Origin of the sequence: Pseudomonas sp. efr-133-TYG-5, from assembly GCF_030209175.1 — a bacterium.
Taxonomy (GTDB): Bacteria; Pseudomonadota; Gammaproteobacteria; order Pseudomonadales; family Pseudomonadaceae; genus Aquipseudomonas.
The window spans coordinates 637,662-663,141 of sequence record NZ_JARVSM010000001.1 but is presented as its reverse complement, the minus strand read 5'-3'; the positions used below and the strand labels follow the sequence as shown (position 1 = coordinate 663,141).

At 60.8% G+C, this 25,480-nt stretch carries 29 protein-coding genes; 13 read left to right on the top strand and 16 right to left on the bottom strand.

The features are described from left to right. Window positions 1-80 precede the first annotated feature (80 nt). Both acuI and QRN70_RS02915 read left to right on the top strand, forming a co-directional pair. Window positions 81-1,064, top strand: a complete 984-nt coding sequence (gene acuI / locus QRN70_RS02920; protein WP_285415719.1) for an acrylyl-CoA reductase (NADPH) — start codon at window positions 81-83, stop codon at window positions 1,062-1,064. A 62-nt stretch (window positions 1,065-1,126) separates the two neighbouring features. Next, window positions 1,127-1,585 (top strand): GyrI-like domain-containing protein, encoded by a 459-nt coding sequence (locus QRN70_RS02915; RefSeq protein WP_285415718.1) that lies wholly within the window; start codon window positions 1,127-1,129, stop codon window positions 1,583-1,585. Here the strand turns inward: QRN70_RS02915 and ada are convergent. The 5 genes from ada to QRN70_RS02890 all read right to left on the bottom strand — a co-directional run bounded on the left by ada (window position 1,582) and on the right by QRN70_RS02890 (window position 4,721). Next, on the bottom strand, window positions 1,582-2,649 hold the full coding sequence (ada, locus tag QRN70_RS02910) for a bifunctional DNA-binding transcriptional regulator/O6-methylguanine-DNA methyltransferase Ada (RefSeq protein WP_285415717.1): 1,068 nt from the start codon (window positions 2,647-2,649) through the stop codon (window positions 1,582-1,584). The two genes, QRN70_RS02915 and ada, sit on opposite strands and share 4 nt — an antisense overlap. Before the next feature lie 88 nt (window positions 2,650-2,737). Continuing rightward, window positions 2,738-3,400 carry a DNA oxidative demethylase AlkB gene (alkB, locus tag QRN70_RS02905; RefSeq protein ID WP_285417995.1) on the bottom strand — a complete coding sequence of 221 codons (663 nt, stop codon included), beginning with the start codon at window positions 3,398-3,400 and terminating at the stop codon, window positions 2,738-2,740. Between the two features lie 5 nt (window positions 3,401-3,405). Continuing rightward, window positions 3,406-4,119, bottom strand: a complete 714-nt coding sequence (locus tag QRN70_RS02900; RefSeq protein ID WP_285415716.1) for a 2OG-Fe(II) oxygenase — start codon at window positions 4,117-4,119, stop codon at window positions 3,406-3,408. Between the two features lie 93 nt (window positions 4,120-4,212). Beyond that, window positions 4,213-4,389: a hypothetical protein gene (locus QRN70_RS02895; RefSeq protein ID WP_285415715.1), complete on the bottom strand. Its 177-nt coding sequence runs from the start codon at window positions 4,387-4,389 to the stop codon at window positions 4,213-4,215. A gap of 29 nt (window positions 4,390-4,418) precedes the next feature. Continuing rightward, window positions 4,419-4,721 (bottom strand): DUF1883 domain-containing protein, encoded by a 303-nt coding sequence (locus QRN70_RS02890; RefSeq protein WP_285415714.1) that lies wholly within the window; start codon window positions 4,719-4,721, stop codon window positions 4,419-4,421. Between the two features lie 211 nt (window positions 4,722-4,932). Between QRN70_RS02890 and QRN70_RS02885 the strand changes: the two genes are divergently transcribed. Beyond that, window positions 4,933-5,289, top strand: coding sequence for a hypothetical protein (locus QRN70_RS02885; RefSeq protein ID WP_285415713.1), 357 nt, complete (start codon window positions 4,933-4,935; stop codon window positions 5,287-5,289). A 71-nt stretch (window positions 5,290-5,360) separates the two neighbouring features. Next, the gene (locus QRN70_RS02880; protein ID WP_285415712.1) at window positions 5,361-5,591 is read left to right on the top strand and encodes a hypothetical protein; all 231 of its coding nucleotides are present in this window, start codon (window positions 5,361-5,363) and stop codon (window positions 5,589-5,591) included. Between the two features lie 3 nt (window positions 5,592-5,594). Here the strand turns inward: QRN70_RS02880 and QRN70_RS02875 are convergent, their stop codons facing one another. Both QRN70_RS02875 and QRN70_RS02870 read right to left on the bottom strand, forming a co-directional pair. After that, a complete protein-coding gene (locus QRN70_RS02875; protein WP_285415711.1) occupies window positions 5,595-5,882 on the bottom strand; it encodes a hypothetical protein in 288 nt (95 codons plus the stop codon). A gap of 153 nt (window positions 5,883-6,035) precedes the next feature. Further along, window positions 6,036-6,221: a hypothetical protein gene (locus QRN70_RS02870; protein WP_007964653.1), complete on the bottom strand. Its 186-nt coding sequence runs from the start codon at window positions 6,219-6,221 to the stop codon at window positions 6,036-6,038. A gap of 258 nt (window positions 6,222-6,479) precedes the next feature. Here QRN70_RS02870 and galU point away from each other — a divergent pair, with 258 nt between their 5' ends. Then, the gene (gene galU, locus QRN70_RS02865) at window positions 6,480-7,319 is read left to right on the top strand and encodes a UTP--glucose-1-phosphate uridylyltransferase GalU (RefSeq protein WP_007912230.1); all 840 of its coding nucleotides are present in this window, start codon (window positions 6,480-6,482) and stop codon (window positions 7,317-7,319) included. A 129-nt stretch (window positions 7,320-7,448) separates the two neighbouring features. Further along, the gene (gene gorA / locus QRN70_RS02860; RefSeq protein WP_285415710.1) at window positions 7,449-8,807 is read left to right on the top strand and encodes a glutathione-disulfide reductase; all 1,359 of its coding nucleotides are present in this window, start codon (window positions 7,449-7,451) and stop codon (window positions 8,805-8,807) included. On the opposite strand, the gene QRN70_RS02855 is transcribed toward gorA, so the two are convergent. Further along, the gene (locus tag QRN70_RS02855; protein WP_285415709.1) at window positions 8,804-9,820 is read right to left on the bottom strand and encodes a DNA-binding protein; all 1,017 of its coding nucleotides are present in this window, start codon (window positions 9,818-9,820) and stop codon (window positions 8,804-8,806) included. The genes gorA and QRN70_RS02855 overlap by 4 nt on opposite strands. Before the next feature lie 177 nt (window positions 9,821-9,997). Between QRN70_RS02855 and QRN70_RS02850 the strand changes: the two genes are divergently transcribed. The 3 genes from QRN70_RS02850 to ahpF all read left to right on the top strand — a co-directional run bounded on the left by QRN70_RS02850 (window position 9,998) and on the right by ahpF (window position 13,326). Further along, on the top strand, window positions 9,998-10,936 hold the full coding sequence (locus tag QRN70_RS02850) for a site-specific integrase (protein ID WP_285415708.1): 939 nt from the start codon (window positions 9,998-10,000) through the stop codon (window positions 10,934-10,936). Between the two features lie 136 nt (window positions 10,937-11,072). After that, the gene (gene ahpC / locus QRN70_RS02845; protein ID WP_003224621.1) at window positions 11,073-11,636 is read left to right on the top strand and encodes an alkyl hydroperoxide reductase subunit C; all 564 of its coding nucleotides are present in this window, start codon (window positions 11,073-11,075) and stop codon (window positions 11,634-11,636) included. 127 nt (window positions 11,637-11,763) lie between these two features. Then, on the top strand, window positions 11,764-13,326 hold the full coding sequence (gene ahpF, locus QRN70_RS02840; RefSeq protein WP_285415707.1) for an alkyl hydroperoxide reductase subunit F: 1,563 nt from the start codon (window positions 11,764-11,766) through the stop codon (window positions 13,324-13,326). Between the two features lie 110 nt (window positions 13,327-13,436). Here the strand turns inward: ahpF and gloA are convergent, their stop codons facing one another. Next, the gene (gene gloA, locus QRN70_RS02835; RefSeq protein WP_285415706.1) at window positions 13,437-13,958 is read right to left on the bottom strand and encodes a lactoylglutathione lyase; all 522 of its coding nucleotides are present in this window, start codon (window positions 13,956-13,958) and stop codon (window positions 13,437-13,439) included. Between the two features lie 140 nt (window positions 13,959-14,098). Between gloA and QRN70_RS02830 the strand changes: the two genes are divergently transcribed. Continuing rightward, a complete protein-coding gene (locus QRN70_RS02830; protein WP_285415705.1) occupies window positions 14,099-14,617 on the top strand; it encodes a DUF4946 domain-containing protein in 519 nt (172 codons plus the stop codon). 221 nt (window positions 14,618-14,838) lie between these two features. Here QRN70_RS02830 and QRN70_RS02825 read toward each other — a convergent pair whose 3' ends face one another. The 3 genes from QRN70_RS02825 to QRN70_RS02815 all read right to left on the bottom strand — a co-directional run bounded on the left by QRN70_RS02825 (window position 14,839) and on the right by QRN70_RS02815 (window position 17,963). After that, on the bottom strand, window positions 14,839-15,204 hold the full coding sequence (locus tag QRN70_RS02825) for a histone-like nucleoid-structuring protein, MvaT/MvaU family (RefSeq protein WP_285415704.1): 366 nt from the start codon (window positions 15,202-15,204) through the stop codon (window positions 14,839-14,841). 235 nt (window positions 15,205-15,439) lie between these two features. Further along, entirely contained in the window at window positions 15,440-16,975 is a 1,536-nt protein-coding gene (locus QRN70_RS02820) for an EAL domain-containing protein (RefSeq protein WP_285415703.1), read from the bottom strand. Window positions 16,976-17,090: 115 nt separating this feature from the next. After that, the gene (locus QRN70_RS02815; RefSeq protein WP_285415702.1) at window positions 17,091-17,963 is read right to left on the bottom strand and encodes a LysR family transcriptional regulator; all 873 of its coding nucleotides are present in this window, start codon (window positions 17,961-17,963) and stop codon (window positions 17,091-17,093) included. An 89-nt stretch (window positions 17,964-18,052) separates the two neighbouring features. Between QRN70_RS02815 and QRN70_RS02810 the strand changes: the two genes are divergently transcribed. Both QRN70_RS02810 and hppD read left to right on the top strand, forming a co-directional pair. Then, window positions 18,053-18,988, top strand: a complete 936-nt coding sequence (locus QRN70_RS02810) for a DMT family transporter (protein ID WP_502941499.1) — start codon at window positions 18,053-18,055, stop codon at window positions 18,986-18,988. Between the two features lie 246 nt (window positions 18,989-19,234). Continuing rightward, a complete protein-coding gene (hppD, locus tag QRN70_RS02805) occupies window positions 19,235-20,311 on the top strand; it encodes a 4-hydroxyphenylpyruvate dioxygenase (RefSeq protein ID WP_285415700.1) in 1,077 nt (358 codons plus the stop codon). 117 nt (window positions 20,312-20,428) lie between these two features. On the opposite strand, the gene rarD is transcribed toward hppD, so the two are convergent. The 3 genes from rarD to QRN70_RS02790 all read right to left on the bottom strand — a co-directional run bounded on the left by rarD (window position 20,429) and on the right by QRN70_RS02790 (window position 23,560). Then, window positions 20,429-21,310, bottom strand: coding sequence for an EamA family transporter RarD (gene rarD, locus QRN70_RS02800; RefSeq protein ID WP_285415699.1), 882 nt, complete (start codon window positions 21,308-21,310; stop codon window positions 20,429-20,431). A gap of 268 nt (window positions 21,311-21,578) precedes the next feature. Next, entirely contained in the window at window positions 21,579-22,592 is a 1,014-nt protein-coding gene (locus QRN70_RS02795) for an aldo/keto reductase (RefSeq protein WP_285415698.1), read from the bottom strand. A 68-nt stretch (window positions 22,593-22,660) separates the two neighbouring features. Next, complete coding sequence (locus QRN70_RS02790; RefSeq protein ID WP_285415697.1) at window positions 22,661-23,560, bottom strand: LysR family transcriptional regulator; 900 nt, start codon at window positions 23,558-23,560, stop codon at window positions 22,661-22,663. 98 nt (window positions 23,561-23,658) lie between these two features. Between QRN70_RS02790 and QRN70_RS02785 the strand changes: the two genes are divergently transcribed. Next, entirely contained in the window at window positions 23,659-24,015 is a 357-nt protein-coding gene (locus QRN70_RS02785) for a VOC family protein (RefSeq protein ID WP_285415696.1), read from the top strand. Window positions 24,016-24,100: 85 nt separating this feature from the next. Here QRN70_RS02785 and QRN70_RS02780 read toward each other — a convergent pair whose 3' ends face one another. Then, window positions 24,101-25,411: an MFS transporter gene (locus QRN70_RS02780; RefSeq protein WP_285415695.1), complete on the bottom strand. Its 1,311-nt coding sequence runs from the start codon at window positions 25,409-25,411 to the stop codon at window positions 24,101-24,103. Between the last annotated feature and the right edge of the window lie 69 nt (window positions 25,412-25,480).

Genomic DNA, 25,480 nt, shown 5'->3' with positions numbered 1-25,480 from the left:
GGAAAGTCGAGTGGGGCAAAATGTTGCTTTGTGTTATTTCAATGGCCCGACACGCTGAAATTCATCGCAGAGAGGCAGTCATGTTCAACGGCATTCTGATCGACAAAGACGACAATGGTTACCGCGCCAGCCTGCAGCAGATCAACGACGCGCAGTTGCCCGAGGGCGATGTCACGGTGCGGGTTGCGTATAGCACGCTGAACTTCAAGGATGGCCTGGCCATCACCGGCAGCAGCCCGGTGGTGCGCAAGTTTCCGATGGTGCCGGGGATCGATCTGGCCGGCACCGTCGAAGTCAGCTCGCACCCTGACTACAAGGTCGGCGATCAAGTGTTGCTCAACGGCTGGGGTGTGGGCGAGACGCATTGGGGCGGTCTGGCGCAGAAGGCGCGGCTCAACGGCGACTGGTTGATCCCGCTGCCCGAGGCGTTCACCGCGGCGCAAGCGATGGCCATCGGCACCGCCGGCTACACGGCGATGCTGTGCATCATGGCGTTGGAGCGCAATGGCGTGACACCCGCGCAGGGCGAGGTGCTGGTCACCGGGGCCAATGGCGGCGTCGGCAGTTTCGCCATTGCCTTGTTGAGTCGCCTGGGTTATCGGGTCGTCGCGTCGACCGGCCGGGTATCCGAGCACAACTATCTGCAACAGCTCGGCGCCACTGAAATCATTGATCGCGCGACGCTCTCCGAACCGGGCAAACCGCTGGCCAAGGAACGCTGGGCGGCAGTCATCGATTCGGTGGGCAGCCACACCCTGGCCAATGCCTGTGCCAGCACGCGCGCCGAGGGTACGGTCGCCGCTTGCGGCCTGGCCCAGGGCATGGATTTCCCGGCCTCGGTGGCACCGTTCATTCTGCGCGGCGTGACCCTGGCCGGGATCAACAGCGTGACCCAGCCGAAGGCGCGGCGCATCGAGGCATGGGCGCGTCTGGCCAGCGATCTGGACGTTGCCCTGTTGTCGCTGATCAGCCATGAAATCGGCCTCGGCGAAGCCATCGACGCGGCACCGAAACTGCTCGCCGGCCAGCTGCGCGGGCGGGTTGTAGTGGACGTCAATCGCTGACAAAGTGAGCGCCTCTGCGGCCCCCTCGGGCCGCATCCGGCGCACAGGGAGCGGCGTTTACGATGGAAGTGAAGCACCAGCATGTCGATTCATTCACGGTTGCCGGGTTGCGCGTGCGCACCACCAACGCCACCGAGCACAATGCCGCAACGGCGCAAATCGGCGCGATGTGGGGGCAGTTCTTTGGCAAAGGTCTGGCGCAGGCCATTCCTGGGATGCGCCCCGATTCGCCGGTCTATGGCGTTTATTCGGCGTACGAGTCGGATGCCGCGGGGGCGTTCGATGTAACGGCGGGTGTCGCTGTCGTCGATCCGCCGGCGGATTTTCACACCGTGCGTATCGAGCGCGGTGACTACCTGGTGTTCGAAGCATCGGGGCCGATGCCTGATACGGTGATCGCCAGTTGGGGTTTCATCTGGCATTACTTTCAGCAGAACCCGCAGCTGCAGCGGCGGTTCGCCACCGACTTCGAGGCCTACACCGGCCCCGAATCGGTAGCGATCTACATCGGCATCGGCTAATCGCGGGCTTCGCGCGCCAGCAGTTCACGCTTGCGTTCCACGCCCCAGCGATAGCCTGACAGGTTGCCATCGCTGCGCACCACCCGATGGCAAGGGATGGCAACCGCCAGACTGTTGGCACCGCAGGCCTGGGCCACCGCGCGCACCGCTTTCGGCGAGCCGATGCGCAGGGCGATGTCGGCATAGCTGGCGGTGCTGCCCGGTGGAATTTCCCGCAGTGCCTGCCAGACGCGCTCCTGAAACGCCGTGCCACGTACATCCAGCGGCAGGTCGAGGCCGATGGCCGGCGCTTCGATGAAGCCGACGACGCGGGCGATCAGTTGCTCGAACTCGGCGTCGGCGCCGATCAGGTTGGCCCGGCGAAACTGATCCTGCAGGTCACAGACCAGCTGATGCGGATCATCGCCCAGCAGAATCGCGCAGATCCCGCGCGCACTCTGCGCCACCAGAATCGCCCCCAGCGCACACTGGCCGACGGCAAAGCGGATGTCGTTGTTCTGCCCGGCCGCGCGGAAATCAGCGGGTTTCATTCCCAGCACGTGGTCGGCGGCTTCGTAGAAGCGGCTGTTGGAGTTGAAGCCGGCCTCGTACAGCGCCTCGGTCACCGAACCGCCGTCCGCCAGATGCTGGCGAACCCGCCGCGAGCGATGTGCGGCGGCGTAGCCTTTTGGCGTCAGGCCGGTCGCGGCTTTGAACACACGATGGAAATGGAAAGTGCTCAGGCCCGCGCTTGCCGCGAGCTCGTTGAGTGCCGGCAGGGTATCCGCGGATTCGATCTGCCGGCACGCTGCGGCAACCGTGGCCGCGTGTTGCGCGGCCACCGCGCTCTGGTCCTTGCTGGCGCGTTTGCTGGGACGATAGCCGGCGGCTTCGGCCTGTTGCGCGGTGTCGAAGAACTCGACGTTCTGCGGTTTCGGCAGACGCGCCAGGCTGCTCGGCCGGCAATACACGCCGGTGGTTTTCACCGCATAGACAAACTGTTCGTCCGCCCGCGGATCGCGCGCGACGACAGCAGCCCAGCGTGGATCGTCTTCGATATTGGCCATGGTCGAAAGCGTTTTCATGATGGAGAGTCCATTGAGCTTGAGGACTTCAGGTTAACCAGCGTCACTGGCCGGAACACTCCGACCCTTGCGGTCAAACTCTGCGCGATCATCCGGCGGTGCGAAAGGTCAGGTTCAGGCGCTGTTCGCCCAGGCGCGGATGGCGCCCCGGCTTGATCGGCAGCACGCCATGAAAGCGCAACCGGTCGACCCCGCCCCAGACCACCACATCGCCGTGCAGAAGGGCAATGCGCTGGGTCTTGTCGCTGCGGGCGAAACCGCCGAACAGAAACATCGCCGGCAAGCCCAGTGACAGCGAAACGATCGGCGCGGTGTAGGCGCTTTCGTCTTTGTCCTGGTGCAATGACATCTTGGCGCCGGGGACATAGCGGTTGATCAGGCAGGAATCAGGAGTGAAGCCGATAAATCCGCTCTGGCTGGCAGCGCGCTGCGCCAGTTCACGGAACACCTCGGGCATGTCCGGCCAGGGCTGGCCGCTGAGGGGGTCGACGGGTGAATAGCGATAGCCGCTGCGGTCGGTGATCCAGCCGAGCGCGCCGCAACTGCTGGTGGCCACCGACATGCTGAACCCGCCGGGCGTCATCATGTGGCGCAGCGGCGCCTGGGCGAGAAGCGAATCCAGTGCCGGCAGCAGTGGCTCGAGATCGGGCAGGGCAAAGCCGCGCAGCAGCCACGATTGCTCGCCGATCTGCTCAGCGCGTGCTGGCTGCTCGGGTTCGGTGTCGGCGAACAGGTCGAAAGTGGTGTGCATGGTGGTCATGACGCGTCGTGAAAGATGATGCCCAGAGTATGCCGTTTTCCGCTGTGCAGGCGACTGACGCCGTGACGCATGGTCACTCGATAATCGCCGCGCAAGCCTTTGACCGGTCGCTGATTGACCGCAAACACCAACGCATCGCCTTTTTTCATGTCGATGACTTGCACGCGCGTCTGCATTCGCGGGCGCTGCTCGGTGAGGACGAATTCGCCACCGCTGAAGTCTTCGCCGGGTTCTGACAGAAGAATCGCCACTTGCAACGGAAATACGTGTTCGCCGTACAGATCCTGATGCAGGCAGTTGTAGTCCTGTGGACCGTACTGCAGCAACAGCGGGGTCGGGCGTAACTGACCGGCGGCGTGGCAGCGTTGCACGAACGCGCTGTGCAACGCAGGAAAGCGCGGCGTCAGGTTCATCCGCTCATGCCAGGCGTTTGCCAGCGGAACGAGTTGCGCGTAGAGCTCGCTGCGCAGGCGCTCCACCAAGGACGGCAACGGATAGCGGAAATACTTGTATTCGCCGCGACCGAAACCGTGCCGGGCCATGATGACCTGCGAGCGGAACGGTTCGCTCTGCGCATACAGGGCGCTCATGTGATCGCACGTCTGCGTCTGCAACAGCGAGCGAATGACGGCGCAGCCATCCTGGTCCAGTTGCTGGTGCAGGGTGGTCCAGTCGAGCGCTTCGAGCGGGGAGAGGGGCAACATCGGCATGCTGATTCCTTGGTTCACGTCCAGGCGAATCAGTCTAGGCAGGCCGCGAGGCCGGAACACTCCGGCGCTTGCGGTCAAATCGTCACCCGCGTCTCAGAGGGCTTTGCTGACGCTGATGTCGCTGATCACGTCATCGCTTTGGCCATGCAGGGCGTCGAGCGCGGCCTTGGCTTCTTCTGCCGTGCCGTTTTCCAGCTGGGCGAACTCGAAGCGGCGCTCGCCGTTGAGCTTGTACTTGATGACGTATTTGGTCGTTTGGGCCACGGTCATGCTTACCTGTCTGGTTGAGTGGGGTCGGTTCAGCTGAGCTTGGAGCTGGAACGGCGAATGATCTTGATCGAGTGAGTCAGGGTCGGCTTGCGGGTCACGCTGATGGCGCGGCGGCTGACGGTGTCGATGGTGATGTTCCAGAAACCGGTGCTCGGCGCGGTGATGCGCGCCGGAAACTTGTCGAACGCGCCGCCATGATAGGTGTGGCGGCCGCCATTCTTGAAGCTGCGGAAGTTGGCGTCGTTCATCAAGCGGATGTTGCAGGTTTGCGAGCATTGGATGACGACGATGTCGTCTTCGTTGAGGTGCTCGCGCTGGTGAATGAATTTCATGGGCGCCTCCAGAAGGGCTTTTTCTACAAAATCAAAACGATAGCAGGATCGATTGGCGCAGTTTATCAGCCCGGACGGGTTATTATCTGGCCGTCGGGCGTCGCTTTGACAATTTAAAACGGTTATTCGCGATTCGAAGCGGGTTAAATGCAGTGAGCCTCGGAGAAAAACGGCATTTATGCTGTCGGAGGGTCTTTATTGGAGGATTTGTATGAAATGGGGTGTGGTGTGTCTGCCGTTGGTACTGGCTATGAGTGGTTGCGCGAACGTTGCGGAAATCAACGAAACGCTGCCCACCATGAATGTCATTTCCGGCAAGAAACCCCATGAGTATGCCCAGTGTCTGGCGGAAAAACTCGCCGACAGCCGTGGCGCCCTGCAGGTCGAGCCGCACAAGGATGGCGTTCGGGTGATCGTGCCGGGCAAGTTGTCGTCCGGCCCGGCCGCGGTATTTGACGTCGAAGACCGCTCCGGTGGCAGCAGCATCAAGTTGCATGAGCGCATGTCCAACGTGCCGATCCGTCCCCGGGATGTACGTAATGCCGCCACGGCGTGCATTTCCGGCTGATAAACTGTCGTCACGAGCATGAATGCCGTCCAGGTCAGGCCTGGGCGGCATTGTCATTTCTGGAGAGGCGCATGAAGCGGGAAAACGTTCGGGAGCGGCACGCAGAGGGCCTTATTTCTGCCACGCATGTGATCCAGAACCCGGCGAATCCGGGCGAATGGATCGTGTTCTTCAAGAAAAGCGCCGGGCGCAGCTATTTCCTTGTGGATGACAACGACGAAGTCGAGTCCTTCGGCCGTCTTGACGACCTGATCGAGGTCGTGCGCGGGCTGGGGATCAAGTTCGCTGAAATCCACATGTAGGGCTTACTTGCACACCACCACAACGCTGCGGTTCTTGTAGTTGCCGACATCGACCCCGAGGGTCTTGTCGCTTTCCTTGGCAGCCGGCGTGCCGTCGGTGCCGACGATGCGATAACCGGTGCCGGCGCAGGACGCATCGGCTTTTTCATAGCAGGTGGCCCAGGAGTTGGCTTCGCCGGAGCAATCGATGCTCAGGCCCTGTTCGCCATTGTTCAGGTAGGTCGGTTGAGAAGTGGCGCAGCCGGCAAGGGCCAATACCGCGATCAGCGGCAGCAATCTGTTCATGTTCATAGGTGTGTCGTCTTCAACGAGGGAGTGGGCTAAACGCTCTGACAGCGCCGGCATGAAAAGGTTATAGCGATTGGCCACTTGTTTTCCCGGCGCTTCCCGGCGGCCACAAAAAAGCCCTGCGCAACGGCAGGGCTCGGCGTAGACGGCAACCGATCAGTCCTGATCCTTGCCTCGGCGCTTGGACGACGCAGGGGTGTCAGTGAACACCGACGCTACATCAGTCGCCAACTGCTCGCTGTCGAAAGGCCCGGCAATGTGTTCGCCATTGGTCGTGGTCAGATTCCACTTGCCGTCTTTCTTGTCGATCACATACCCGTTGATGATTTTTACCGCAGCCATCTATCAGTCTCGTTCGCTGGTTCAAAGGCGCCATGATACCGGCAAAAGCGCGCATTGGGGGGCGATGAGCGTATGGTGCACGAGCGCACCCGACAGTTTGAGCTACGCTGATTTCTCTGCTCGAAGACGTCGATGGAACTATCGGCGAGATTATTTCTCTATGTTGACATCGGTTAGCCAGCGCGGGGCATTGTAAGGTGCACGCCGCCTGATTAGACTGCGCCGAAACTCGTACACACAGCCCTTTCAAGGACTTATATGATCAAGAAATGCTTGTTCCCAGCAGCCGGTTACGGTACTCGCTTCCTGCCAGCGACTAAAGCCATGCCCAAGGAAATGCTGCCGGTGGTAAACAAGCCACTGATCCAGTACGGCGTTGAAGAAGCTCTGGACGCCGGTCTGACGGAAATCTCCATCGTTACCGGTCGTGGCAAGCGTGCTCTGGAAGACCACTTCGACATCAGCTACGAGCTGGAAAACCAGATCAAGGGCACCGATAAGGAAAAATACCTGGTCGGCATCCGCAAACTGCTGGATGAGTGCTCGTTCTCCTACACCCGTCAGACCGAAATGAAAGGCCTCGGCCACGCGATTCTGACCGGTCGTCCGCTGATCGGTGACGAGCCGTTCGCCGTGGTGCTGGCGGATGACCTGTGCGTCAACCTCGAAGGTGACGGCGTGCTGACCCAGATGGTCAAGCTGTACAAGCAGTTCCGCTGCTCGATCATCGCTATCCAGGAAGTCGATCCGCAGGAAACCAGCAAGTACGGCGTGATCGCCGGCGAGATGATCCGCGACGACATCTACCGCGTGCACAGCATGGTCGAGAAGCCAAAGCCTGAAGACGCGCCGTCGAACCTGGCGATCATCGGTCGCTACATCCTGACCCCGGACATCTTCGACCTGATCGAACAGACCGAGCCAGGCAAGGGTGGTGAAATTCAGATCACCGATGCCCTGATGAAGCAGGCCCAGAACGGCTGCGTCATGGCGTACAAGTTCAAGGGCAAGCGTTTCGACTGCGGTGGCGCCGAAGGCTACATCGAGGCGACCAACTTCTGCTTCGAAAACTTCTACAAGACTGGCAAGGCTTACTAAGAGCGCCAGTCCTGCGTGTACGAAAAAGCCACCTTCGGGTGGCTTTTTCATTTTCCGCCCCTATATGGATGGCAGAGCTTGCCCAAAGGTTGACTGCGGGTATGCTGATGGCCTGCCGAGGAGATAGAAATGGCCTACGATTTTGACCTTTATGTGATTGGTGCCGGTTCCGGCGGTGTGCGCGCTGCGCGTTTTGCGGCCGGTTTCGGCGCGAAAGTGGCGGTAGCGGAAAGCCGTTATCTGGGCGGGACCTGCGTCAATGTCGGCTGCGTGCCGAAGAAGCTGCTGGTCTACGGTGCACACTTTGCCGAAGACTTCGAGCAGGCGTCCGGGTTCGGCTGGAGTCTGGGTGAGGCCGATTTCGACTGGGCCACGCTGATCGCCAACAAGGATCGCGAGATCAACCGGCTCAACGGGATCTACCGTAATCTGCTGGTCAACAGCGGTGTGACCCTGCATGAGTCTCACGCGAAGATCGTTGGTCCGCATGAGGTCGAGGTCAACGGTGAGCGCTTCACGGCGAAAAACATTCTGATCGCCACTGGCGGCTGGCCGCAGATTCCGCAGATCCCGGGGCACGAGCATGCCATCAGTTCCAATCAGGCGTTCTTCCTCAAAGAGCTGCCCAAGCGTGTGCTGGTGGTTGGTGGCGGTTACATCGCCGTCGAGTTTGCGGGGATCTTCCATGGTCTGGGTGCGAACACCACGCTGCTGTATCGCGGTGATCTGTTCCTGCGGGGCTTCGATGGCTCGGTGCGTAAGCACTTGCAGGAAGAACTGACCAAGCGCGGCATGGATCTGCAATTCAACGCCGACATCGCGCGCATCGACAAACAAGCCGACGGCAGTCTCAAGGCGACCCTCAAGGATGGTCGCGTGCTGGAGGCTGATTGCGTGTTCTACGCCACCGGGCGGCGTCCAATGCTGGATAACCTGGGGCTGGAAAATACCGACGTGCAACTGACTGACAAAGGCTTCATCAAGGTCGATGAGCAGTATCAGACCAGCGAGCCCTCGATTCTCGCCCTTGGGGATGTGATTGGTCGTGTGCAATTGACGCCGGTAGCGCTGGCGGAAGGCATGGCCGTCGCACGGCGCCTGTTCAAGCCTGAGCAGTACCGTCCGGTGGATTACAAGATGATCCCGACCGCGGTGTTCAGCCTGCCGAATATCGGCACGGTCGGCCTTACCGAAGAAGAGGCGCGGGACGCCGGGCACGAGGTGGTGATCTACGAAAGCCGCTTCCGGCCGATGAAGCTGACATTGACCGAATGCCAGGAGCGCACGCTGATGAAGCTGGTGGTCGACGGCAAGACTGACAAGGTGCTCGGCTGCCACATGGTCGGACCGGATGCCGGCGAAATCGTCCAGGGCCTGGCGATCGCCTTGAAGGCTGGCGCCACCAAGCGCGACTTCGACGACACGATCGGGGTGCACCCGACGGCCGCCGAAGAGTTTGTCACTATGCGCACGCCGGTTGGCGCTTAAGCGTCCTTCGACTCAGCCGCGTCCGGTGCTGCTGCAACGGCAGCGTCCGGACGCTGGTGGTCTTTCAGGCTGGCCTGCAAGGTGACCAGTTCTTTCTCCAGTGACTGATTGAGCTGGGTCTGTTCGTCGACGTTCTGCTTGAGCGTCTGGCTTTCCAGCAAGGCGACGCGTAAGCGCTCCTGGAGCAGGGTGCGTTCGCTGTCGACGCGGGCCGCCTGTTCCAGCAGTTGATCCTGGCGCTGATTGCTGTGCTTGAGCTGATCCTGCAGCAGGCTCAGTTCACGCAGGGTACCGCGATTCTCGGTCAGCACGCGTTCGTTGTCGCGGTGCAACTGAGTGATTTCGTCCTGGCGTACCAGCGCGCTCTGCTGGGCCTGGCGCAACTCCATCTGCAATTGCTGCACTTGCCCTTCGTGCCGGCTCTGCTCCTGCTCGCGCTGCTCCTTGATCGCATTGCGATAGTGCTCGAGGGCGTCGCGGGCGTGCAGGTGCTTTTCTTCCAGTGAGCGAATCTGCTCGTCCTTGTCCTGCAGGCGCAGTTCGAAGTCGGCCAGCGCCTGATTCAGGCCCGCGTTGCGGGTTTGCTCGGTTTGCAGCATCGAGCGTGTTTCGCTCAGCGCTTCGGACTCCCTGGCCAGTGCTTCGCCTTGGATTTCATGCTGCTGCTCGAGCTGGGCGTGGGCCTGGCGCAACTGGTGCAATTCGGCTTCCAGGGCCTGGCGCTGTTGCTCGAAGGCTTCGCGGGCCTGGTCGATTGGTTCCTGGGCCTGTTCTTTCAAGCGTTGCGCCAGACGCGTAACCAGCGCCAGCAGCTCGTCATCAATGGGTTCTGCCGCAGGATCGGCCGGCTCGCTGCCGTCGTCCAGCTCCTTCAGATAGCGATGAATCGTGGTTTTCGATCCGGTGTTGCCCAGCTCGATGCGTACTGCATCGATGCTTGGGTGTTCACCGCGGGCGAGAATCGCCGCGCGCGCGATCTGCACCACCGCCTTGTTTACGCCGCCACGGGCCATGACTACTCCTACCATTACGTACTGTGGTACATGCCACTAAAGTACACAGTGTACCACGCTGAAAATAAAGTTAAATGCTTGATATTGAAGAGGCGGGATATACTGGTATTACCCCGTGTGAAGCGCGTTGAATCGCGTTTCCAGCCGCCTATCAGTACAGCAATGAGAAATCCGCCCATGAGCGATCTGGATCGCTACCTGCACGCCGCCACCCGCGACAACACCCGCCGCAGCTATCGTTCGGCGATCGAGCACTTCGAAACGACCTGGGGCGGATTCCTCCCGGCAACGGCGGACAGCGTTGCGCGGTATCTGGCGGCCTACGCCGGTGTGCTGTCGATCAACACGCTGAAATTGCGGCTGTCGGCGCTGGCCCAGTGGCATAACAGCCAGGGTTTTGCCGACCCCACCAAGGCGCCGGTGGTGCGCAAGGTGTTCAAAGGGATTCGCGCCGTGCATCCGGCGCAGGAGAAGCAGGCCGAGCCTTTACAGCTGCAGGATCTCGAGCGCGTGGTCGACTGGCTCGAGCAGGAGGCGCAAACCGCCCGTGCGCAACAGGATCGTCCGGCGCTACTGCGCGCCTACCGTGACCGGGCGCTGATTCTCCTGGGCTTCTGGCGCGGCTTTCGCAGTGATGAGCTGTGTCGGGTGCAGATCGAACATGTGCAGGCGCACGCGGGGAGTGGCATCACCCTGTATCTGCCGCGCAGCAAGGGCGATCGGGAAAACCTCGGGCAGACCTATCAGGCGCCGGCATTGCTGCGCCTGTGCCCGGTGCAGGCGTATATCCAGTGGATCACCGAAGCGGCACTGGTGCGCGGCCCGGTGTTTCGCGGGATCGACCGGTGGGGCAATTTGAGCGAGGAGGGTCTGCACGCCAACAGCGTGATTCCGTTGCTCAGGCAAGCGCTGGAGCGCGCGGGCGTGGCGGCCGACCGTTACACCAGCCACTCGCTGCGACGTGGTTTTGCCACCTGGGCGCATCAAAGTGGCTGGGATCTGAAATCGCTGATGAGTTATGTCGGCTGGAAGGACATGAAATCAGCCATGCGCTATGTTGAGGTCAGCCCATTTCACGGGATGGCTCGGATTACGGATAAGCCGCTGTCGCCGTAGATATCGTTTTCTTCTATTAATACAGTCAGCTAATAGCGAAAACAAATCAGCAGCATCAGGTTTGCCAATGAGCCATCCGTCGAGTGAGTGGGTAGGATTCATCCATCGAATTCACAACCCTGACGGAGAGTCATCAATGCCTATCATCAACAGCCAAGTAAAACCGTTCAAAGCTACCGCGTTCAAAAACGGCGACTTCGTACAAGTCTCGGACGCTGACCTGAAAGGCAAATGGTCCGTAGTGTTCTTCTACCCAGCCGACTTCACCTTCGTGTGCCCAACCGAGCTGGAAGACCTGGCTGACAATTACGCTGCCTTCCAGAAACTGGGCGTCGAGATCTACAGCGTTTCCACCGATACCCACTTTGCCCACGCTGCCTGGCACAACACTTCGCCAGCCATCGGCAAAATCGAATACACCATGATCGGCGACCCGACCCACGTCATCTCCCGCAACTTCGACGTGCTGATCGAAGAAGCCGGTCTGGCTGACCGTGGCACCTTCGTGATCAACCCTGAAGGCCAGATCAAAATCGTTGAACTGAACGATGGCGGCGTTGGCCGTGACGCTTCCGAGCTGCTGCGCAAGATCAAGGCCGCTCAGTACGTCGCTGCTCACCCAGGCGAAGTTTGCCCAGCCAAGTGGAAAGAAGGCGAGGCCACTCTGGCTCCGTCCCTGGACCTGGTCGGCAAGATCTAAGTCTGTGCCACGCAATGCAGGGCGGAACTCCGCACCTACTTAAGTAAGCTGCACCGCCCAATAGAAAAGCCCGGGCGAGATTCGCTCGGGCTTTTTTCGCCTCAAATAAAGTCAGGAGATCGCCCGTATGTTGGACGCCAATCTTAAAGCCCAGTTGAAATCGTACCTGGAACGGGTCACCCAACCGATCGAGATCGTAGCTTCCCTCGACGACGGTGCGAAATCCCGGGAAATGCTTGACCTGCTGAAGGACGTTGCCAGTCTTTCCAGCCAGATTACCTTGATCGACAGCGGCACCGATGCCCGCAAGCCGTCGTTCTCGATCAACCGCCCGGGTGCCGATATCAGCCTGCGATTCGCCGGCATCCCGATGGGCCACGAATTCACTTCGCTGGTGCTGGCCTTGCTGCAAGTCGGCGGCCATCCATCGAAGGCCAGTGTCGAAGTGATCGAACAGATCCGCTCGCTCAAGGGCGAGTTCAACTTCGAGACGTATTTCTCGCTGTCATGCCAGAACTGCCCGGACGTGGTCCAGGCGTTGAACCTGATGGCCGTGCTCAACCCGAATATCCGCCACGTCGCCATCGACGGCGCGCTGTTCCAGGACGAAGTCAACGATCGCAAGATCATGGCCGTGCCGAGCATCTACCTCAACGGTGAGAACTTCGGCCAGGGCCGCATGGGCCTGGAAGAAATCCTCGCCAAACTCGACACCGGCGCCATCGAACGTCAGGCCGAGAAAATCAGCGCCAAGCAGGCTTTCGACGTGCTGGTGGTCGGCGGTGGCCCGGCCGGCGCCTCGGCGGCGATCTACGCTGCGCGCAAAGGCATTCGCACCGGTGTTGCCGCCGAGCGTTTCGGCGGTCAGGTGCTGGACACCATGGCCATCGAAAACTTCATTTCCGTGCAGGAAACCGAAGGCCCGAAACTGGCTGTAGCCCTGGAAGAGCACGTCAAGCAATACGACGTCGACATCATGAACCTGCAACGCGCCGATAAGCTGATCCCTGGCAAGGACGGCGAGTTGCACGAAGTCCACTTCGCCAGCGGCGCGACCCTCAAGGCCAGGAGCGTGATCCTGGCGACCGGCGCGCGCTGGCGTGAAATGAACGTGCCGGGCGAGCAGGAATACCGCAACAAGGGCGTCGCGTACTGCCCGCACTGTGACGGCCCGCTGTTCAAGGGCAAGCGTGTGGCGGTGATCGGCGGCGGTAACTCCGGCGTTGAAGCAGCCATCGATCTCGCGGGTATCGTGGCTCACGTGACCCTGCTCGAGTTCGACGTGCAATTGCGCGCCGACGCCGTGCTGCAACGCAAACTGCACAGCCTGGCGAACGTCACCGTGATCACCAGTGCGCAAACCACCGAAGTCACCGGCGACGGGCAGAAGGTCAACGGCCTGCGCTACAAGGATCGCACCACTGACGAACTGCGCAGTGTCGAGCTGGAGGGGATCTTCGTGCAGATTGGCCTGCTGCCTAACACCGACTGGCTCAAAGGCACCATCGAGCTGTCGCCACGCGGCGAGATCATTGTCGATAACCGTGGCGAGACCTCGATCCCCGGGATCTTCGCGGCCGGCGACGTGACCACCGTGCCGTACAAGCAGATCGTGATTGCGGTGGGCGAGGGCGCCAAGGCTTCTCTCAGCGCGTTCGATCACTTGATCCGCACGTCGGCCCCAGCGTAAATCTCGTTCGCTGAAACGAAAAAACCCATGAGTGATCATGGGTTTTTTTATTGCGCATGAAAGTTGCGCCGTACTCCAGCCCTCAGCCGAGGGCCAGAGGCTTGAGGCTTTTACAGCGGCGCAGGTTGAATGATTTCAACCCAGTAGCCATCCGGGTCCTTGATGAACGCCAGGCTCTTCATGCGGCCATCGTTCAGGCGCTTCTGGAAGTCGCAGCCCAGTTCCTCAAAGCGTGCACAGGCCGCCACGATGTCCGGCACCGAAATGCAGATGTGGCCGAAGCCACGCGGGTCGGTGTTGCCGTTGTGGTAAGCGAAGTCGGCATCGTTTTCGGTGCCGTGGTTGTGAGTCAGCTCGAGAATGCCGGGAATCGACTTCATCCACTCGGTGCGAGCGGCGGCGTCAGCCGGGATCTGCGCCTTGTCGACCAGGGCGAGGAAATACAGGCTGAACTCGGCTTCCGGGAAATCGCGCTTTTCGACCAGGGAGAAGCCCAGGACGCGGGTGTAGAAATCCAGCGACTTGGTGATGTCTTTCACGCGCAGCATGGTGTGGTTGAAGACGAAGTTGCGGGTTGCGCTGTCCGGGGTGGCGGTGACGCCGGGGAAAGTGTTCAGTTCTTGCAGGCTCATGGGCCCTCCGTAACAAATGGGCGAGTGAATGGGCGCAATGATACGCATGCGTACCGGCATCGCCAAACGGAAAGCGCGGGCTTGCCCTGGCTGCGGACGAGGCTCAGACTTTACGGCTCAATTCGCGAGTGTCTCCGGTAATGATCCGACCGTTCAAATCGCTGTTCGTTTTCTTCGGCTTGTCCCTGTGCGCTGCCTCGGTATGGGCCGCGGAGCCGGCTATCACTTGGCCAGCGGGATGGCAGGTGCAAGCGCTGCCTGAAGCCAGCCCCGAAGTATCTCGCCAGCGCGCGGTAAAAAATGACGCTGACGGCAATCAGGTGATGGTGATGGAGTTGACCATGACCCGGGTCGAAAGCGGGCATCAGGTGAACTTGCAGGGCGTGTTGCTGGAAATGCGCAAGTCCGTGCAGAAGGACTTTTTCCAGGGCGGCTATCAAAGCGTTTGCAATAAGGTGCATTCGGCGACGCTGGGTCCGTTGGCGGCGTTGGAAACCACTTGTGTGGTTACCGAAAATGGCCGCCATGTACTGTCGCAAACATTGGTGGCCGCGGTTGAGGCGGACAAGGCCTATGTACTTTCCTATGCCGGTCAGGCGGAAATCTATAAGGCCAGCGAAGGCGAAATAATGGCCGCTAGAAACAGCGTGAAACTTTAATTCGCCTTTTCATGATCAGCGAACGCTTAGATGCGCGAAGGAATTAACCACAAAGTTTAACCGGGGACGGAATCTGCAACATGTCTGCGCATGAAATATGACGTAATAGCGCGGTGCAGATGCACGACAGTGCCAACTTGTTCGGAGCAATTCGTTGCAATTGTTAGATAACGTCGAAAAAAAAGCCCTGCAAGGCAGGGCTGTTTTATGCTGGCGTGAAATCAGCCACGCAGCCAGGAATCAACGGTAGCGGCGCCGTATTGTTCCTTCCAGGCCTTCAGGCCGCGATGGTTGCCGCCCTTGGTCTCGATCAGTTCGCCAGTGTGCGGGTTCTGATAGACCTTGACTACGCGGGCGCGGCGGGTTTTCGGTGCGCTAGCGGCCGGCAGAGCGGATTTTGCCGCGTTCGGATCGAGAATGGCGATGATGTCCTTGAGGCCTTTGCCGTAGGTTTTCATCAGGCCCTGGAGCTTTTCTTCGAATTCGATTTCTTTCTTGAGCCCGGCGTCATTCTTCAGCGATTCCAGCTGCTTGAGCTGCTCCTGAAGGGCCTTTTCAGCTGCACGAAATTCAGCGAGTCTGGACAATATCTTTACTCCAATAGTGTGATTGGCCGATTCCAACCGCAAACAAAGCTATAAGCCAAGAGCCTTGAAGCGACTCGGTGATAAATGGCTCACCTGCCAATCTTGCAACAGGTAGGAAAAATTGTAGTAGTTAACGAGCCAAGAGTAAATCCTGACTTTTTCTTCATGTAACAACAACCCGGTTTTGTATCAATTTGGTGCGCGATCTCGGCCAATAGCGGTTTATTCATCCGGGTTAATGGTGACTTAATGCGTTAATGAAGTCCGCCGCCGGCATCGGTTTGCCAAACAGATAGCCTTGCAGGAAGTTAACGTTATGATCTGTCAGGTAATCACACTGCGCCTGCGTCTCGACACCTTCGGCAACAATCCCCAAGTCGAGTTTGGCCGACAGCTCGATGATGGTGTCGAGAATATGCCGGGAGAGCGCATCGATGCCGATCATGGCAACGAAACTCTGATCGATCTTGAGGAAGTCGACATTGAACTGGCGCAAGTAGCCAAGGCTTGAGTGACCGGTCCCGAAGTCGTCGATGGCAATCTTCACGCCCAGTGCATGCAGGGCATCGAACAGACGATGGGTGATGGCGGTCGGTTCGATCAACTCGCGCTCGGTCAACTCCAGCACCAGGTTGATGCTGCCCGGGACGAACGCATCGAGGAATTCGCGGCAATCGTCGACCAGTTGCAGGTCCTGGCAATGGCTGGCGGTGATGTTGATGCCGATGTGGAACGGCGCGGTAAATGTGGGTGACAACGGCCCTAGCAGCGCGGCCGTCTGCTGCATCAGCGAGCGGGTCATCGGCACGATCAGTCCCGAGTGTTCGGCAAACGGAATGAACAGATCCGGGCGCACCAGACCTTCCTTGGGGTGTTTCCAGCGCATCAGCACTTCGGCGCCCGACCAGTTCTTGCTGTCGCCGTGCACCACCGGCTGAAAGTACGGAATGAACTCGCCAGCCTCCAGCGCGCGCAGCATTTCATGGCTTGGCGAAGTGGAGCGCCGTTGCACGATATGGCCGATTGCGCCGGATATCACGCCGAAAAACATCAGCAGGCTGAACAGCGGCGGGTATTCATCGCTCATGTAGCGCCATGTTTCGCCCTCGGCGAAACCCGCCGACACGGTGAAGGCGTAGCGCGAAGAATTCAGCGTGTTCTGGGCAACCGGCAGCGCGGGCAAGGGGCCGCTGTGCACTTTGCCGTCAGCGGACAGCCAGTTGTTGCCGACCTGCAACAGCAACAGCGTCTGCCGACCAATCAGGCGCAGGATGTTGCTCAAGTGGTAGCCGTCGAGGGTGGTCAGTGCGCCGCCGCGGCCTTCGCTGAGCCGGTACACCAGCAGCGCTGTATTGGGCGTGACCGGGTTGCCGTTCATCAGCCACAACTTGCCCTGGTTGTAGTCGCCCGGGTTGACGGCCTCCTTGAAGCTGCCGAACAACGAACTGCAATACAGATTGTCGTCCCACACCAGGTTGGTCGAACGCACGAACGGGCGGCGGGTGACTTGCTCGCGCAGGGCCAGGGTCACGTCGTTGCAGGGTTGGCCGGCCAGCGGCAGCAGTTCGCGGGCTGCCTGGGCGGTGTTGTCGAGCATCAGTTCGAATTGGCGCACGGCCTCGGTGGCCGTCTCGTGGGCGTGTTGTTGCAGAGCGCGTTCAGCCTGCAGATGCAGAATCAGTACGCCGAGTACCACCGGCAGCAGACCGCAGAGCAGTGTCAGGACATTGCGGGTGCGGCGGGTGCGGCGGTATCTGACGGTCAAAGGCATGGGCGCATCCTGTCGCAATGATTCGGGGCAGTTGAAGGCGCGCAGGCCAAGGGCGTGCCTGGCAACCTGCGTTCGGTCAGAGGCCATGATAGATGGCCGATGCGGCTTGCGCTGCTCAACGGTAGTCCAGCCGTGTTGCCAGGTCGACAAACGCCAGCGTTGCCGGGGAAGCCTGGCGCCGGTCGAGTACCGCCAGGCCAATCTGGCGCACGACCGCCGGGGTCAGCGCCTTCTTGAGGTAGCGCGGGTTCTCCGTGTCCGGCAACGAGCCTTCGGCGACCACGGTGATCGCGTCGCCACGACTGACCGTGTCCAGCGTGCTGAGCAATTGCGAGCAGCGGAAGCGAATGTTCGGTGTCAGGCGTGCGGCATGGAACAGCCGTGTGACCAGTTCCGCAGAGCCGGCCTCGGTCAGCACAAACGGGTCGGCGCACAAATCCTCGAGCGCCAGTTGCGTCCTTGACGCCAACGGGTGAGCCGGCGGGAGCAGGGCGACCAACTGATCCTCAAGCAATGCGTAGGTATCGAAGCGGTCCTCCGGCAGGACGACGAATCCGACGTCGATCCGCCGCTCCTGCAGCCATTGCAGTACCTGGCGATCCGGCCCCTCGTCGACGTGTACCTCGATGCCCGGGTGGGCCTGACGGTACTGCTCGAGGATTTTCGGCAGCAGGCGGATCGACGCCGTCGGGCCGAACGAACCGATACGCAGCGTGCCGCGCTTCATGCCGCGAGCGTCCGCCGCTTCCTGGCGCAGCGTGTTGGCCAGCCCGAGCATGGCCCGGGCACGCAACAGCAATCGCTCGCCGATGTCACTGAGTTCGACATGCGCCTGATGCCGGCGCAAGAGTTCGACGCCCAGTTCCTGCTCCAGTGACTTGAGGGTGTGCGACACCGCTGACTGGGAAATCCCCAGGCGATGGGCGGCGAGGGTGAAGCCGCGCAATTCCGCCACCAGGGAAAAGATTTCGAGTTGCGTCAGGGTCATGAGTATTTACTCATTTTACGATGATGTGGAATCAGGCAAATGATACGCCATCCGTCCCTTCAGGCGTTTGCAGTGTTATGAGCAGAAATGTGCAAGAGCGATCCGCTACCTCGGATCTGCCGGTCTACGTGACCCTGTGTGCGGTCAGCATGGTCTGGGGCGGGACGTTTGTCGCCGGGCGCTTGCTGGCCGACAGCCTGAGCCCGATCTTCGCCGCGAGCCTGCGTTTTCTGCTGGCCAGCGTGGCGTTGCTGGGCATGTTGTGGCTGGCCCGGGTTCCCCTCGCGCGGCCGACCTGCCGGCAGTGGCTGCAACTGGCGCTGCTGGGTTTCTGCGGGATCTTTGTCTATAACCTGTGCTTTTTTTACGGGCTGCGTTACATCAATGCGTCGCGCGCTTCGTTGATCGTGGCGCTCAATCCGGCCGTGATTGCCCTGGCCTCATGGCTGGTGTTCAAGGAGCGGCTGGGCAGGGCGAAGATCATTGGCATCGTGACCTGCATCGTCGGCGCGGGCACGGTGATCGTCAGTCGCAATCCGCAGTTGCTCGCGGCGACCACGCAGGCGTGGATCGGCGATCTGCTGATCTTCGGATGCGTGCTCGGCTGGGGCATGTACTCGCTGTGTTCCCGCGGCCTCAACCAGAGCCTCGGCCCGGTGCAGACCGTGACCTGGTCGATTCTGCTCGGCACCGTGATGTTGTGGCTGCTGGCGGCGTGGCGGGGCGAATTGAGCTGGGTCGCGTTGCGCGAACTCGGTACGCCGCAGTGGTTGAGCCTGCTCTACCTCGGCGTGCTCGGCTCGGCGCTGGCCTACATCGGCTATTACGATGGCCTGCGTAAAATCGGCGCGACGCGCTCCGGCGTGTTCATCGCGCTCAATCCGCTGACCGCGGTGATCCTCGCAGCGCTGCTGCTTGGTGAGCGGCTGACACTGGCCATGTGCCTGGGCGGCGTGCTGATCCTGACGGGCATTTACCTGTGCAACAAACCCTTTGCACCGGTCGCGAAAAAGCGGATTTTATAGAGAGGGCAGACAACCCCTATTACGCTGTGTAGAATCGGTTTACGCATACAATAATAATCGTCTTCTGGCAGCAGAAGCCTCGCCCGCAAGAGCCTTGGGTCGACAATGAAGATATTCGGGTTTCAATTGATCTACGGTGACTTCCTCGCCCGCAGTGTGCGTGGCATCTCCTGTGCGCCGCCCACCGGTCTCAGCATTACTGACAAATAACTCTGGTTAATTGATAAGAATGATGAGGCGCCAACCATGGCAGATTTATACGAAAACCCAATGGGCCTGATGGGCTTCGAGTTCATCGAGTTCGCATCGCCGACCCCTGGCACCCTGGAACCGATCTTCGAGATCATGGGCTTCACCAAGGTCGCGACCCACCGCTCGAAGAACGTGCACCTGTATCGTCAGGGCGCGATCAACCTGATCCTCAACAACGAACCAAACAGCGTCGCCTCGTACTTCGCCGCCGAGCATGGCCCGTCGGTGTGCGGCATGGCGTTTCGCGTCAAGGATTCGCAGAAGGCGTACAACCGTGCCCTGGAACTCGGCGCCCAGCCGATCCACATCGAAACCGGCCCGATGGAGCTGAACCTGCCGGCGATCAAAGGCATTGGCGGCGCGCCGCTGTACCTGATCGACCGTTTCGGTGAAGGCAGCTCGATCTATGACATCGACTTCGTGTTCCTCGAAGGTGTCGACCGCAATCCGGTTGGGGCCGGCCTGAAGATCATCGACCACCTGACCCACAACGTGTACCGCGGACGCATGGCCTACTGGGCCAACTTCTACGAGAAGCTGTTCAATTTCCGCGAGATCCGTTACTTCGACATCAAGGGCGAATACACCGGCCTGACCTCCAAGGCGATGACCGCTCCGGACGGCATGATCCGCATTCCGCTCAACGAAGAGTCGTCGAAGGGCGCCGGGCAGATCGAAGAGTTCCTGATGCAGTTCAACGGCGAGGGCATCCAGCACGTGGCGTTCCTCACCGACGACCTGGTCAAGACCTGGGATCAGTTGAAGAAGATCGGCATGCGCTTCATGACCGCACCGCCGGACACCTACTACGAAATGCTCGAAGGCCGTCTGCCGAACCACGGCGAGCCGGTCGATCAGCTGCAATCGCGCGGCATCCTGCTCGATGGCGCCTCGGAGCAGGGCGACAAGCGCCTGCTGCTGCAGATCTTCTCGGAAACCCTGATGGGCCCGGTGTTCTTCGAATTCATCCAGCGTAAAGGCGACGATGGCTTCGGCGAGGGCAACTTCAAGGCGCTGTTCGAGTCGATCGAGCGCGATCAGGTGCGTCGTGGTGTGCTGACCACCGAGTAATTTTCGTCCCGGCTACACCCTGTGGGAGCGAGCCTGCTCGCGAATGCGGTCCTTCATTCAACATCAGAGTTGACTGAATTGACGCTTTCGCGAGCAGGCTCGCTCCCACGGTTGTTTTTAAGATCTGCGCTGCCGCATCAAATGCTTGAAGCCCTCAAACACCAGTACTACCACTGCCAGCCAGATCGGGATGTACGTCAGCCATTCACCGGCCTTGATGCTTTCACCCAGCAACAGCGCGACACCGAGCAGCAACACCGGCTCGACATAGCTGAGCAGGCCGAACAGGCTGAACGGCAACAAGCGGCTGGCAATGATGTAGACCACCAGCGCGGAGGCACTGATCAGGCCAAGCAGCGGAATCAGCCACATCAGCCCCGGGTACTGATCGAACACGGCAAAGCCTTGCTCGCCACCGCGCACGAACCAGTACGCGACGGGCAGCATCAAGGTCATGTCGACCCACAAGCCGCCGAGATGGTCGGTCTTCAGGCGTTTGCGCAGCACGAAATACAGCGGGTAACCGACCACGACCACCAGGGTCGCCCAGGAAAAACCGCCGACCTGATACAGCTCGTTCGCCACACCCAGCGTGGCAAAGAACACGGCGATTTTCTGCAGGTACGACAGGCTGTCGCCGTATACGATGCGCCCGGTCAGGACCATCGCCAGCGGCAGGAGGAAATAGCCGAGCGACACGTCGAGGCTGTAGCCGTTGAGCGGCGCCCACATGAACAGCCACAGCTGCACGCCGAGCAACGCCGCCGAAACGACCAGGCCGCCAATCAGTTTGGGCTGTTGCGCCACCCGGCGCAGCAGTTCGAGCACCCGCCGCCATTCGCCGGAAACCAGCATGAACACGGTCATGCACGGCACGGTCAGCAGCATCCGCCAACCAAAGATTTCCACGCCGCTCAGCGGGGTGAGCAACGACGTGTAGTAATACATGACGGCAAACAGCACCGAGGCTGACACCGATAGAGCGATACCTTTAGACAAACTGTCCTCGCGGGTTGAAGGTCAAACGGGGCGCGCAGGATACGTGGTTTTTGTGCTGAATATTGGCCGAGTGATCAATATTTCCAACAATCGACAGCTCCTCACCCCAGCCCTCTCCCAAAGGGAGGGAGCCGATCGGGGTGTCTCTGGTAATCCGTCGACCTGATAGGGCCTGTCGATTACGGGTTCAACACAACACGCTCAGAGAAAAGCATAGTCTGAACATCCCGCAATCGGACCCTTCGCCCTCCGGGAGAGGGCGGGGATCTCAAGCCGAACGCGGTCTACGACCCGACACAAAATGGCTCACGTCATTGAACCCTGGTGTCGACGCGTGCCCCGGCGTCACCAGCGAATCGATGAACGCCTCATCCTCCGCCGTGATCTGCACGGCCTGCGCCTTGGTGTACGCGTCCCACTGTTGTTCGGTGCGCGGTCCGACGATGGCCGAGGTCACCGCGCTGTTGTTCAGCACCCAGGCAATCGCGAACTCGACGATGCCCACCCCACGGCCCTGGGTGTATTGCTGGATCTGCTGGGCAATGCGCAGTGATTCCACGCGCCATTCGGTTTCGAGGATGCGCTTGTCCTGACGCCCGGCGCGGCTGTTGGCGTCCGGCGTGACATCCGGCGCGTATTTGCCGCTGAGCACGCCACGGGCCAGCGGGCTGTACGGCACCACGCCGAGGCCGTAGGTCTGCGCGGCGGTGATCTGTTCGGTTTCGGCCTGGCGGTTGACGATGTTGTACAGCGGCTGGCTGATCACCGGGCGATCGACGCCGAGTTGGTCGGCAATGCGAATCACCTCGGCGATGCGCCAGCCCCGGTAGTTGGACAGGCCCCAGTAGCGGATCTTGCCCTGGCGGATCAGGTCGCCAATCGCCGAAACGGTCACTTCCAGCGGCGTGTTGTGGTCTTCGCGGTGCAGGTAATAGATGTCGAGGTAGTCGGTGCCAAGGCGCGTCAGGCTGGCCTCCAGACCATTGAAGATGTGCTTGCGGCTCAGACCGCTGCGGTTCGGCACGCCATCCACCGGGCCGAAGCCGACCTTGGTCGCCAGTACCCATTCGTGGCGGTGACGCGCGATGGCTTCGCCGACGATCTCCTCGGAGCGACCGTTGGTGTAGACGTCGGCGGTGTCGATGAAATTGATGCCCTGGTCCCAGGCCTTGTCAATGATACGCAGCGAGTCCTCGGCGCTGGTCTGTTCGCCAAACATCATTGTGCCGAGGGTCAGGGTGGATACCTGCAACCCCGAGTGCCCCAGTGTGCGATAGCTCATGCCGAAATCCTTTTGTCGGTGGGAAAACTCCAATCAAATACCAGAAGCATCCGATGCGGCAAAGTGAATTATCGGCCGAGTGACGCACAACGCGCCTGCAAAAACGCCTGCAACACCCGCACCCGCTCGGACACCTGCAGCCGGTGCGGGCAAAGCAAGTTGAACGGCACGCTCTCGCCGTGCCAGTCATCGAACAGCGGCAGCAGACGCCCGGCACGCACGTCTGCGGCGACGTCCAGCCACGCCTTGTAGGCGATGCCATGCCCGGCCAGCGCCCAGCGGCGGGCGACTTCGCCGTCGTCGCTGAGGTAGTCGCCGCGCACTTCGACTTCCAGCGTTTCGTCGCCACGGCTGAAGCGCCAGGTGTTGTAAGGCCGGCCATTGCGCAGGTAGAGCAGGGCGCTGTGCTCGCTCAACTCGGCGGGCTGTCGGGGCGTGCCGTGACGCTCGAGGTAGTCGGGGCTGGCACAGGCGACGCGGCGATGCGTCGGCAGAATTGGCAGCGCCACCAGCGTCGAATCGCTGGGCACGCCGAAGCGCAGGGCGACGTCGACGGTTTCGCGAAACAGGTCGGCGTGACGATCATTGAGCAGCAATTGCAACTGGATGTTCGGATGCTCGCGCTTGAAATCGTCCAGCCACGGCAACAGCACATTGCGCCCGAAATCCGACGGCGCGGCGAGTTGCAGCACACCGCTGAGGCCCTCGCCGTGGTGCTTGAGCGCCTGTTCGCCTTCGGCCAGTGCACCGAGGGCGATACGCACGCTGTCGAGATAACGCCGACCCTCTTCGGTCAGGCGCATGCTGCGGGTGGAGCGGGCGAGCAGGCGGATGCCGAGGCGGGTTTCCAGGCGCTTGAGGGCGATGCTGCATGCTGCTGGCGTCAGTTCCAGGGCGCGGGCGGCGGCGGAAATGCTCCCGGAGTCGGCGGTGCGCACGAAGATCTCCAGATCGAGAATCGAGCTCATTGCTAAAAGTCCTTTAAAGATCTTTGCCTATTTGCGGGATTTTTCCGTGATTGGCAAGCGCGGATACTGTAATCAACCAATAACCGCGGGAGACGTTCATGAGCTGGACATTCGACCACCTGGCCTTCAACACGGCTGACGGGCAAAGCGTGCAGGACAATTTTGCCGCGTTGCTCGGACTCACACCGGGGCGGCGGCCACCGTTTCCGTTCCCGGGCCGCTGGCTGTATCAGGATGAGCAGGCGCTGGTGCACGTGATCGAGCAGCCGACGTCCACCGACACTGCGCTGAGCCACATTGCCTTTCGCAGCGACGAGCCGGCGCACAGCGTGCTGCAGCGAGTGCGCGAGAGTGGATTGCCGTATCAATTGGCACAGGTGCCGGAGGAGGGGATCTGGCAGATCTTTGTACAGATGCCGGGTGGACTGGTGATCGAGCTGGATGCGTTGGCCTGACAGCACAACGATTGCAGCCGGCGCCAGCTTCTACAGGGATTTCCTTGCAGAAGCTGGCGCCGGCCGCGGTCTTCTTGAAGCGTGATTACGCGCGCAACGTCCGCGTCATGCGCAGCGCCAGCAGGCTGCCGCCAACGATCACTGCCGCCAGCAGGTACAACGCGGCATCGGTCGAACCGGTGCTGTCCTTGACCCAACCCACCAGGTAAGGGCTGAGGAACCCGGCCATCTGCCCCATCGAGTTGATCAGGGCCAGACCGCCAGCGGCCGCGCCGGCGCTGAGCATCGCGGTCGGCACCGGCCAGAACATCGGCAGGCCGGTGAGGGCGCCCATGGTGGCGATGGTCAGGCCGAGGATGGCAATGGCCGGATTGGCGGCAAAGTTCACCGCGATCAGCAGGCCGATGGCGCCCATCAGCATCGGCACCACCAGGTGCCAGCGGCGCTCCTTGCGCATGTCCGCCGAACGCCCGACCAGCAGCATGAACACCGCCGCCAGCAGGTACGGGATCGCACTCAACCAGCCGATCACCAGGTTGTCGCTGAAGCCGAGGTTCTTGATGATCGACGGCAGCCAGAAGTTGATGGCGTACACGCCGCTCTGGATGCAGAAGTAGATCAGGCCGAACGCCCAGATCGCCGGGTTCTTGAACACCGCGCTCAATGCGTCGGAGGTGGTTTTCGGCTTGTTCGCCAGGTCTTCGGCCTGATCGGCTTCGAGCACCGCGCGCTCATGGGCGCTCAGCCATTTGGCGTTGGCGAAACTGTCACTGAGCAGGAAGTAGGCGAGGGCGCCGAGAATCACCGTCGGAATACCCTGCAGCAGGAACATCCACTGCCACCCGGCGAGGCCACCCTGGCCGGCGGCGAAGTGGTTGAGGATCCAGCCGGAGAACGGACTGCCGAGCAGCCCGGACACCGGGATCGCCGACATGAACAGGGCCATGATCCGCCCGCGGCGAAACGTCGGGAACCACTGCGACAGGTACAGCACCACGCCCGGGAAGAACCCGGCTTCGGCCGCACCGGTGAACAGGCGCAGGGTGTAGAACTGGGTCGGGGTAGTGACGAACAGCAGGCAGGTCGACAGCGTGCCCCAGGTGATCATCATCAGCGCGATCCAGCGCCGTGGACCGAACCGAGTCAGTGCCAGGTTGCTCGGTACGCCGCACAGCACGTAGCCGATGAAGAAGATCCCGGCACCGAGGCCGTACACGGTTTCGCTGAACTTCAGTGCGTCGAGCATCTGCAGTTTGGCAAATCCAACGTTGACCCGGTCGAGGTAGTTGAACAGGTAGCAGATGAAAATGAAGGGGATCAAACGCAGGGTGATGCGTTTGTAGACGGCGTTTTTACCGTCATCGATGGTCTGGGTGGCTGCGGCGCTCTGCGACATAGCGGCTCTCTCTTTATTATGATTTTTTGCGATGCAAAGGGTAACGTTGATCGCCCTGAGAGTCTCGGC

Excerpts from the sequence above, each read along its gene's own strand:
- acuI (WP_285415719.1), top strand. The coding sequence starts at position 81 with ATGTTCAACGGCATTCTGATCGACAAAGACGACAATGGTTACCGCGCC.
- QRN70_RS02915 (WP_285415718.1), top strand. The coding sequence starts at position 1,127 with ATGGAAGTGAAGCACCAGCATGTCGATTCATTCACGGTTGCCGGGTTG.
- ada (WP_285415717.1), bottom strand. The coding sequence starts at position 2,649 with ATGAAAACGCTTTCGACCATGGCCAATATCGAAGACGATCCACGCTGG.
- alkB (WP_285417995.1), bottom strand. The coding sequence starts at position 3,400 with ATGCACACCACTTTCGACCTGTTCGCCGACACCGAACCCGAGCAGCCA.
- QRN70_RS02900 (WP_285415716.1), bottom strand. The coding sequence starts at position 4,119 with ATGCCGATGTTGCCCCTCTCCCCGCTCGAAGCGCTCGACTGGACCACC.
- QRN70_RS02895 (WP_285415715.1), bottom strand. The coding sequence starts at position 4,389 with ATGACCGTGGCCCAAACGACCAAATACGTCATCAAGTACAAGCTCAAC.
- QRN70_RS02890 (WP_285415714.1), bottom strand. The coding sequence starts at position 4,721 with ATGAAATTCATTCACCAGCGCGAGCACCTCAACGAAGACGACATCGTC.
- QRN70_RS02885 (WP_285415713.1), top strand. The coding sequence starts at position 4,933 with ATGAAATGGGGTGTGGTGTGTCTGCCGTTGGTACTGGCTATGAGTGGT.
- QRN70_RS02880 (WP_285415712.1), top strand. The coding sequence starts at position 5,361 with ATGAAGCGGGAAAACGTTCGGGAGCGGCACGCAGAGGGCCTTATTTCT.
- QRN70_RS02875 (WP_285415711.1), bottom strand. The coding sequence starts at position 5,882 with ATGAACATGAACAGATTGCTGCCGCTGATCGCGGTATTGGCCCTTGCC.
- QRN70_RS02870 (WP_007964653.1), bottom strand. The coding sequence starts at position 6,221 with ATGGCTGCGGTAAAAATCATCAACGGGTATGTGATCGACAAGAAAGAC.
- galU (WP_007912230.1), top strand. The coding sequence starts at position 6,480 with ATGATCAAGAAATGCTTGTTCCCAGCAGCCGGTTACGGTACTCGCTTC.
- gorA (WP_285415710.1), top strand. The coding sequence starts at position 7,449 with ATGGCCTACGATTTTGACCTTTATGTGATTGGTGCCGGTTCCGGCGGT.
- QRN70_RS02855 (WP_285415709.1), bottom strand. The coding sequence starts at position 9,820 with ATGGCCCGTGGCGGCGTAAACAAGGCGGTGGTGCAGATCGCGCGCGCG.
- QRN70_RS02850 (WP_285415708.1), top strand. The coding sequence starts at position 9,998 with ATGAGCGATCTGGATCGCTACCTGCACGCCGCCACCCGCGACAACACC.
- ahpC (WP_003224621.1), top strand. The coding sequence starts at position 11,073 with ATGCCTATCATCAACAGCCAAGTAAAACCGTTCAAAGCTACCGCGTTC.
- ahpF (WP_285415707.1), top strand. The coding sequence starts at position 11,764 with ATGTTGGACGCCAATCTTAAAGCCCAGTTGAAATCGTACCTGGAACGG.
- gloA (WP_285415706.1), bottom strand. The coding sequence starts at position 13,958 with ATGAGCCTGCAAGAACTGAACACTTTCCCCGGCGTCACCGCCACCCCG.
- QRN70_RS02830 (WP_285415705.1), top strand. The coding sequence starts at position 14,099 with ATGATCCGACCGTTCAAATCGCTGTTCGTTTTCTTCGGCTTGTCCCTG.
- QRN70_RS02820 (WP_285415703.1), bottom strand. The coding sequence starts at position 16,975 with ATGCCTTTGACCGTCAGATACCGCCGCACCCGCCGCACCCGCAATGTC.
- QRN70_RS02815 (WP_285415702.1), bottom strand. The coding sequence starts at position 17,963 with ATGACCCTGACGCAACTCGAAATCTTTTCCCTGGTGGCGGAATTGCGC.
- hppD (WP_285415700.1), top strand. The coding sequence starts at position 19,235 with ATGGCAGATTTATACGAAAACCCAATGGGCCTGATGGGCTTCGAGTTC.
- QRN70_RS02795 (WP_285415698.1), bottom strand. The coding sequence starts at position 22,592 with ATGAGCTATCGCACACTGGGGCACTCGGGGTTGCAGGTATCCACCCTG.
- QRN70_RS02790 (WP_285415697.1), bottom strand. The coding sequence starts at position 23,560 with ATGAGCTCGATTCTCGATCTGGAGATCTTCGTGCGCACCGCCGACTCC.
- QRN70_RS02785 (WP_285415696.1), top strand. The coding sequence starts at position 23,659 with ATGAGCTGGACATTCGACCACCTGGCCTTCAACACGGCTGACGGGCAA.
- QRN70_RS02780 (WP_285415695.1), bottom strand. The coding sequence starts at position 25,411 with ATGTCGCAGAGCGCCGCAGCCACCCAGACCATCGATGACGGTAAAAAC.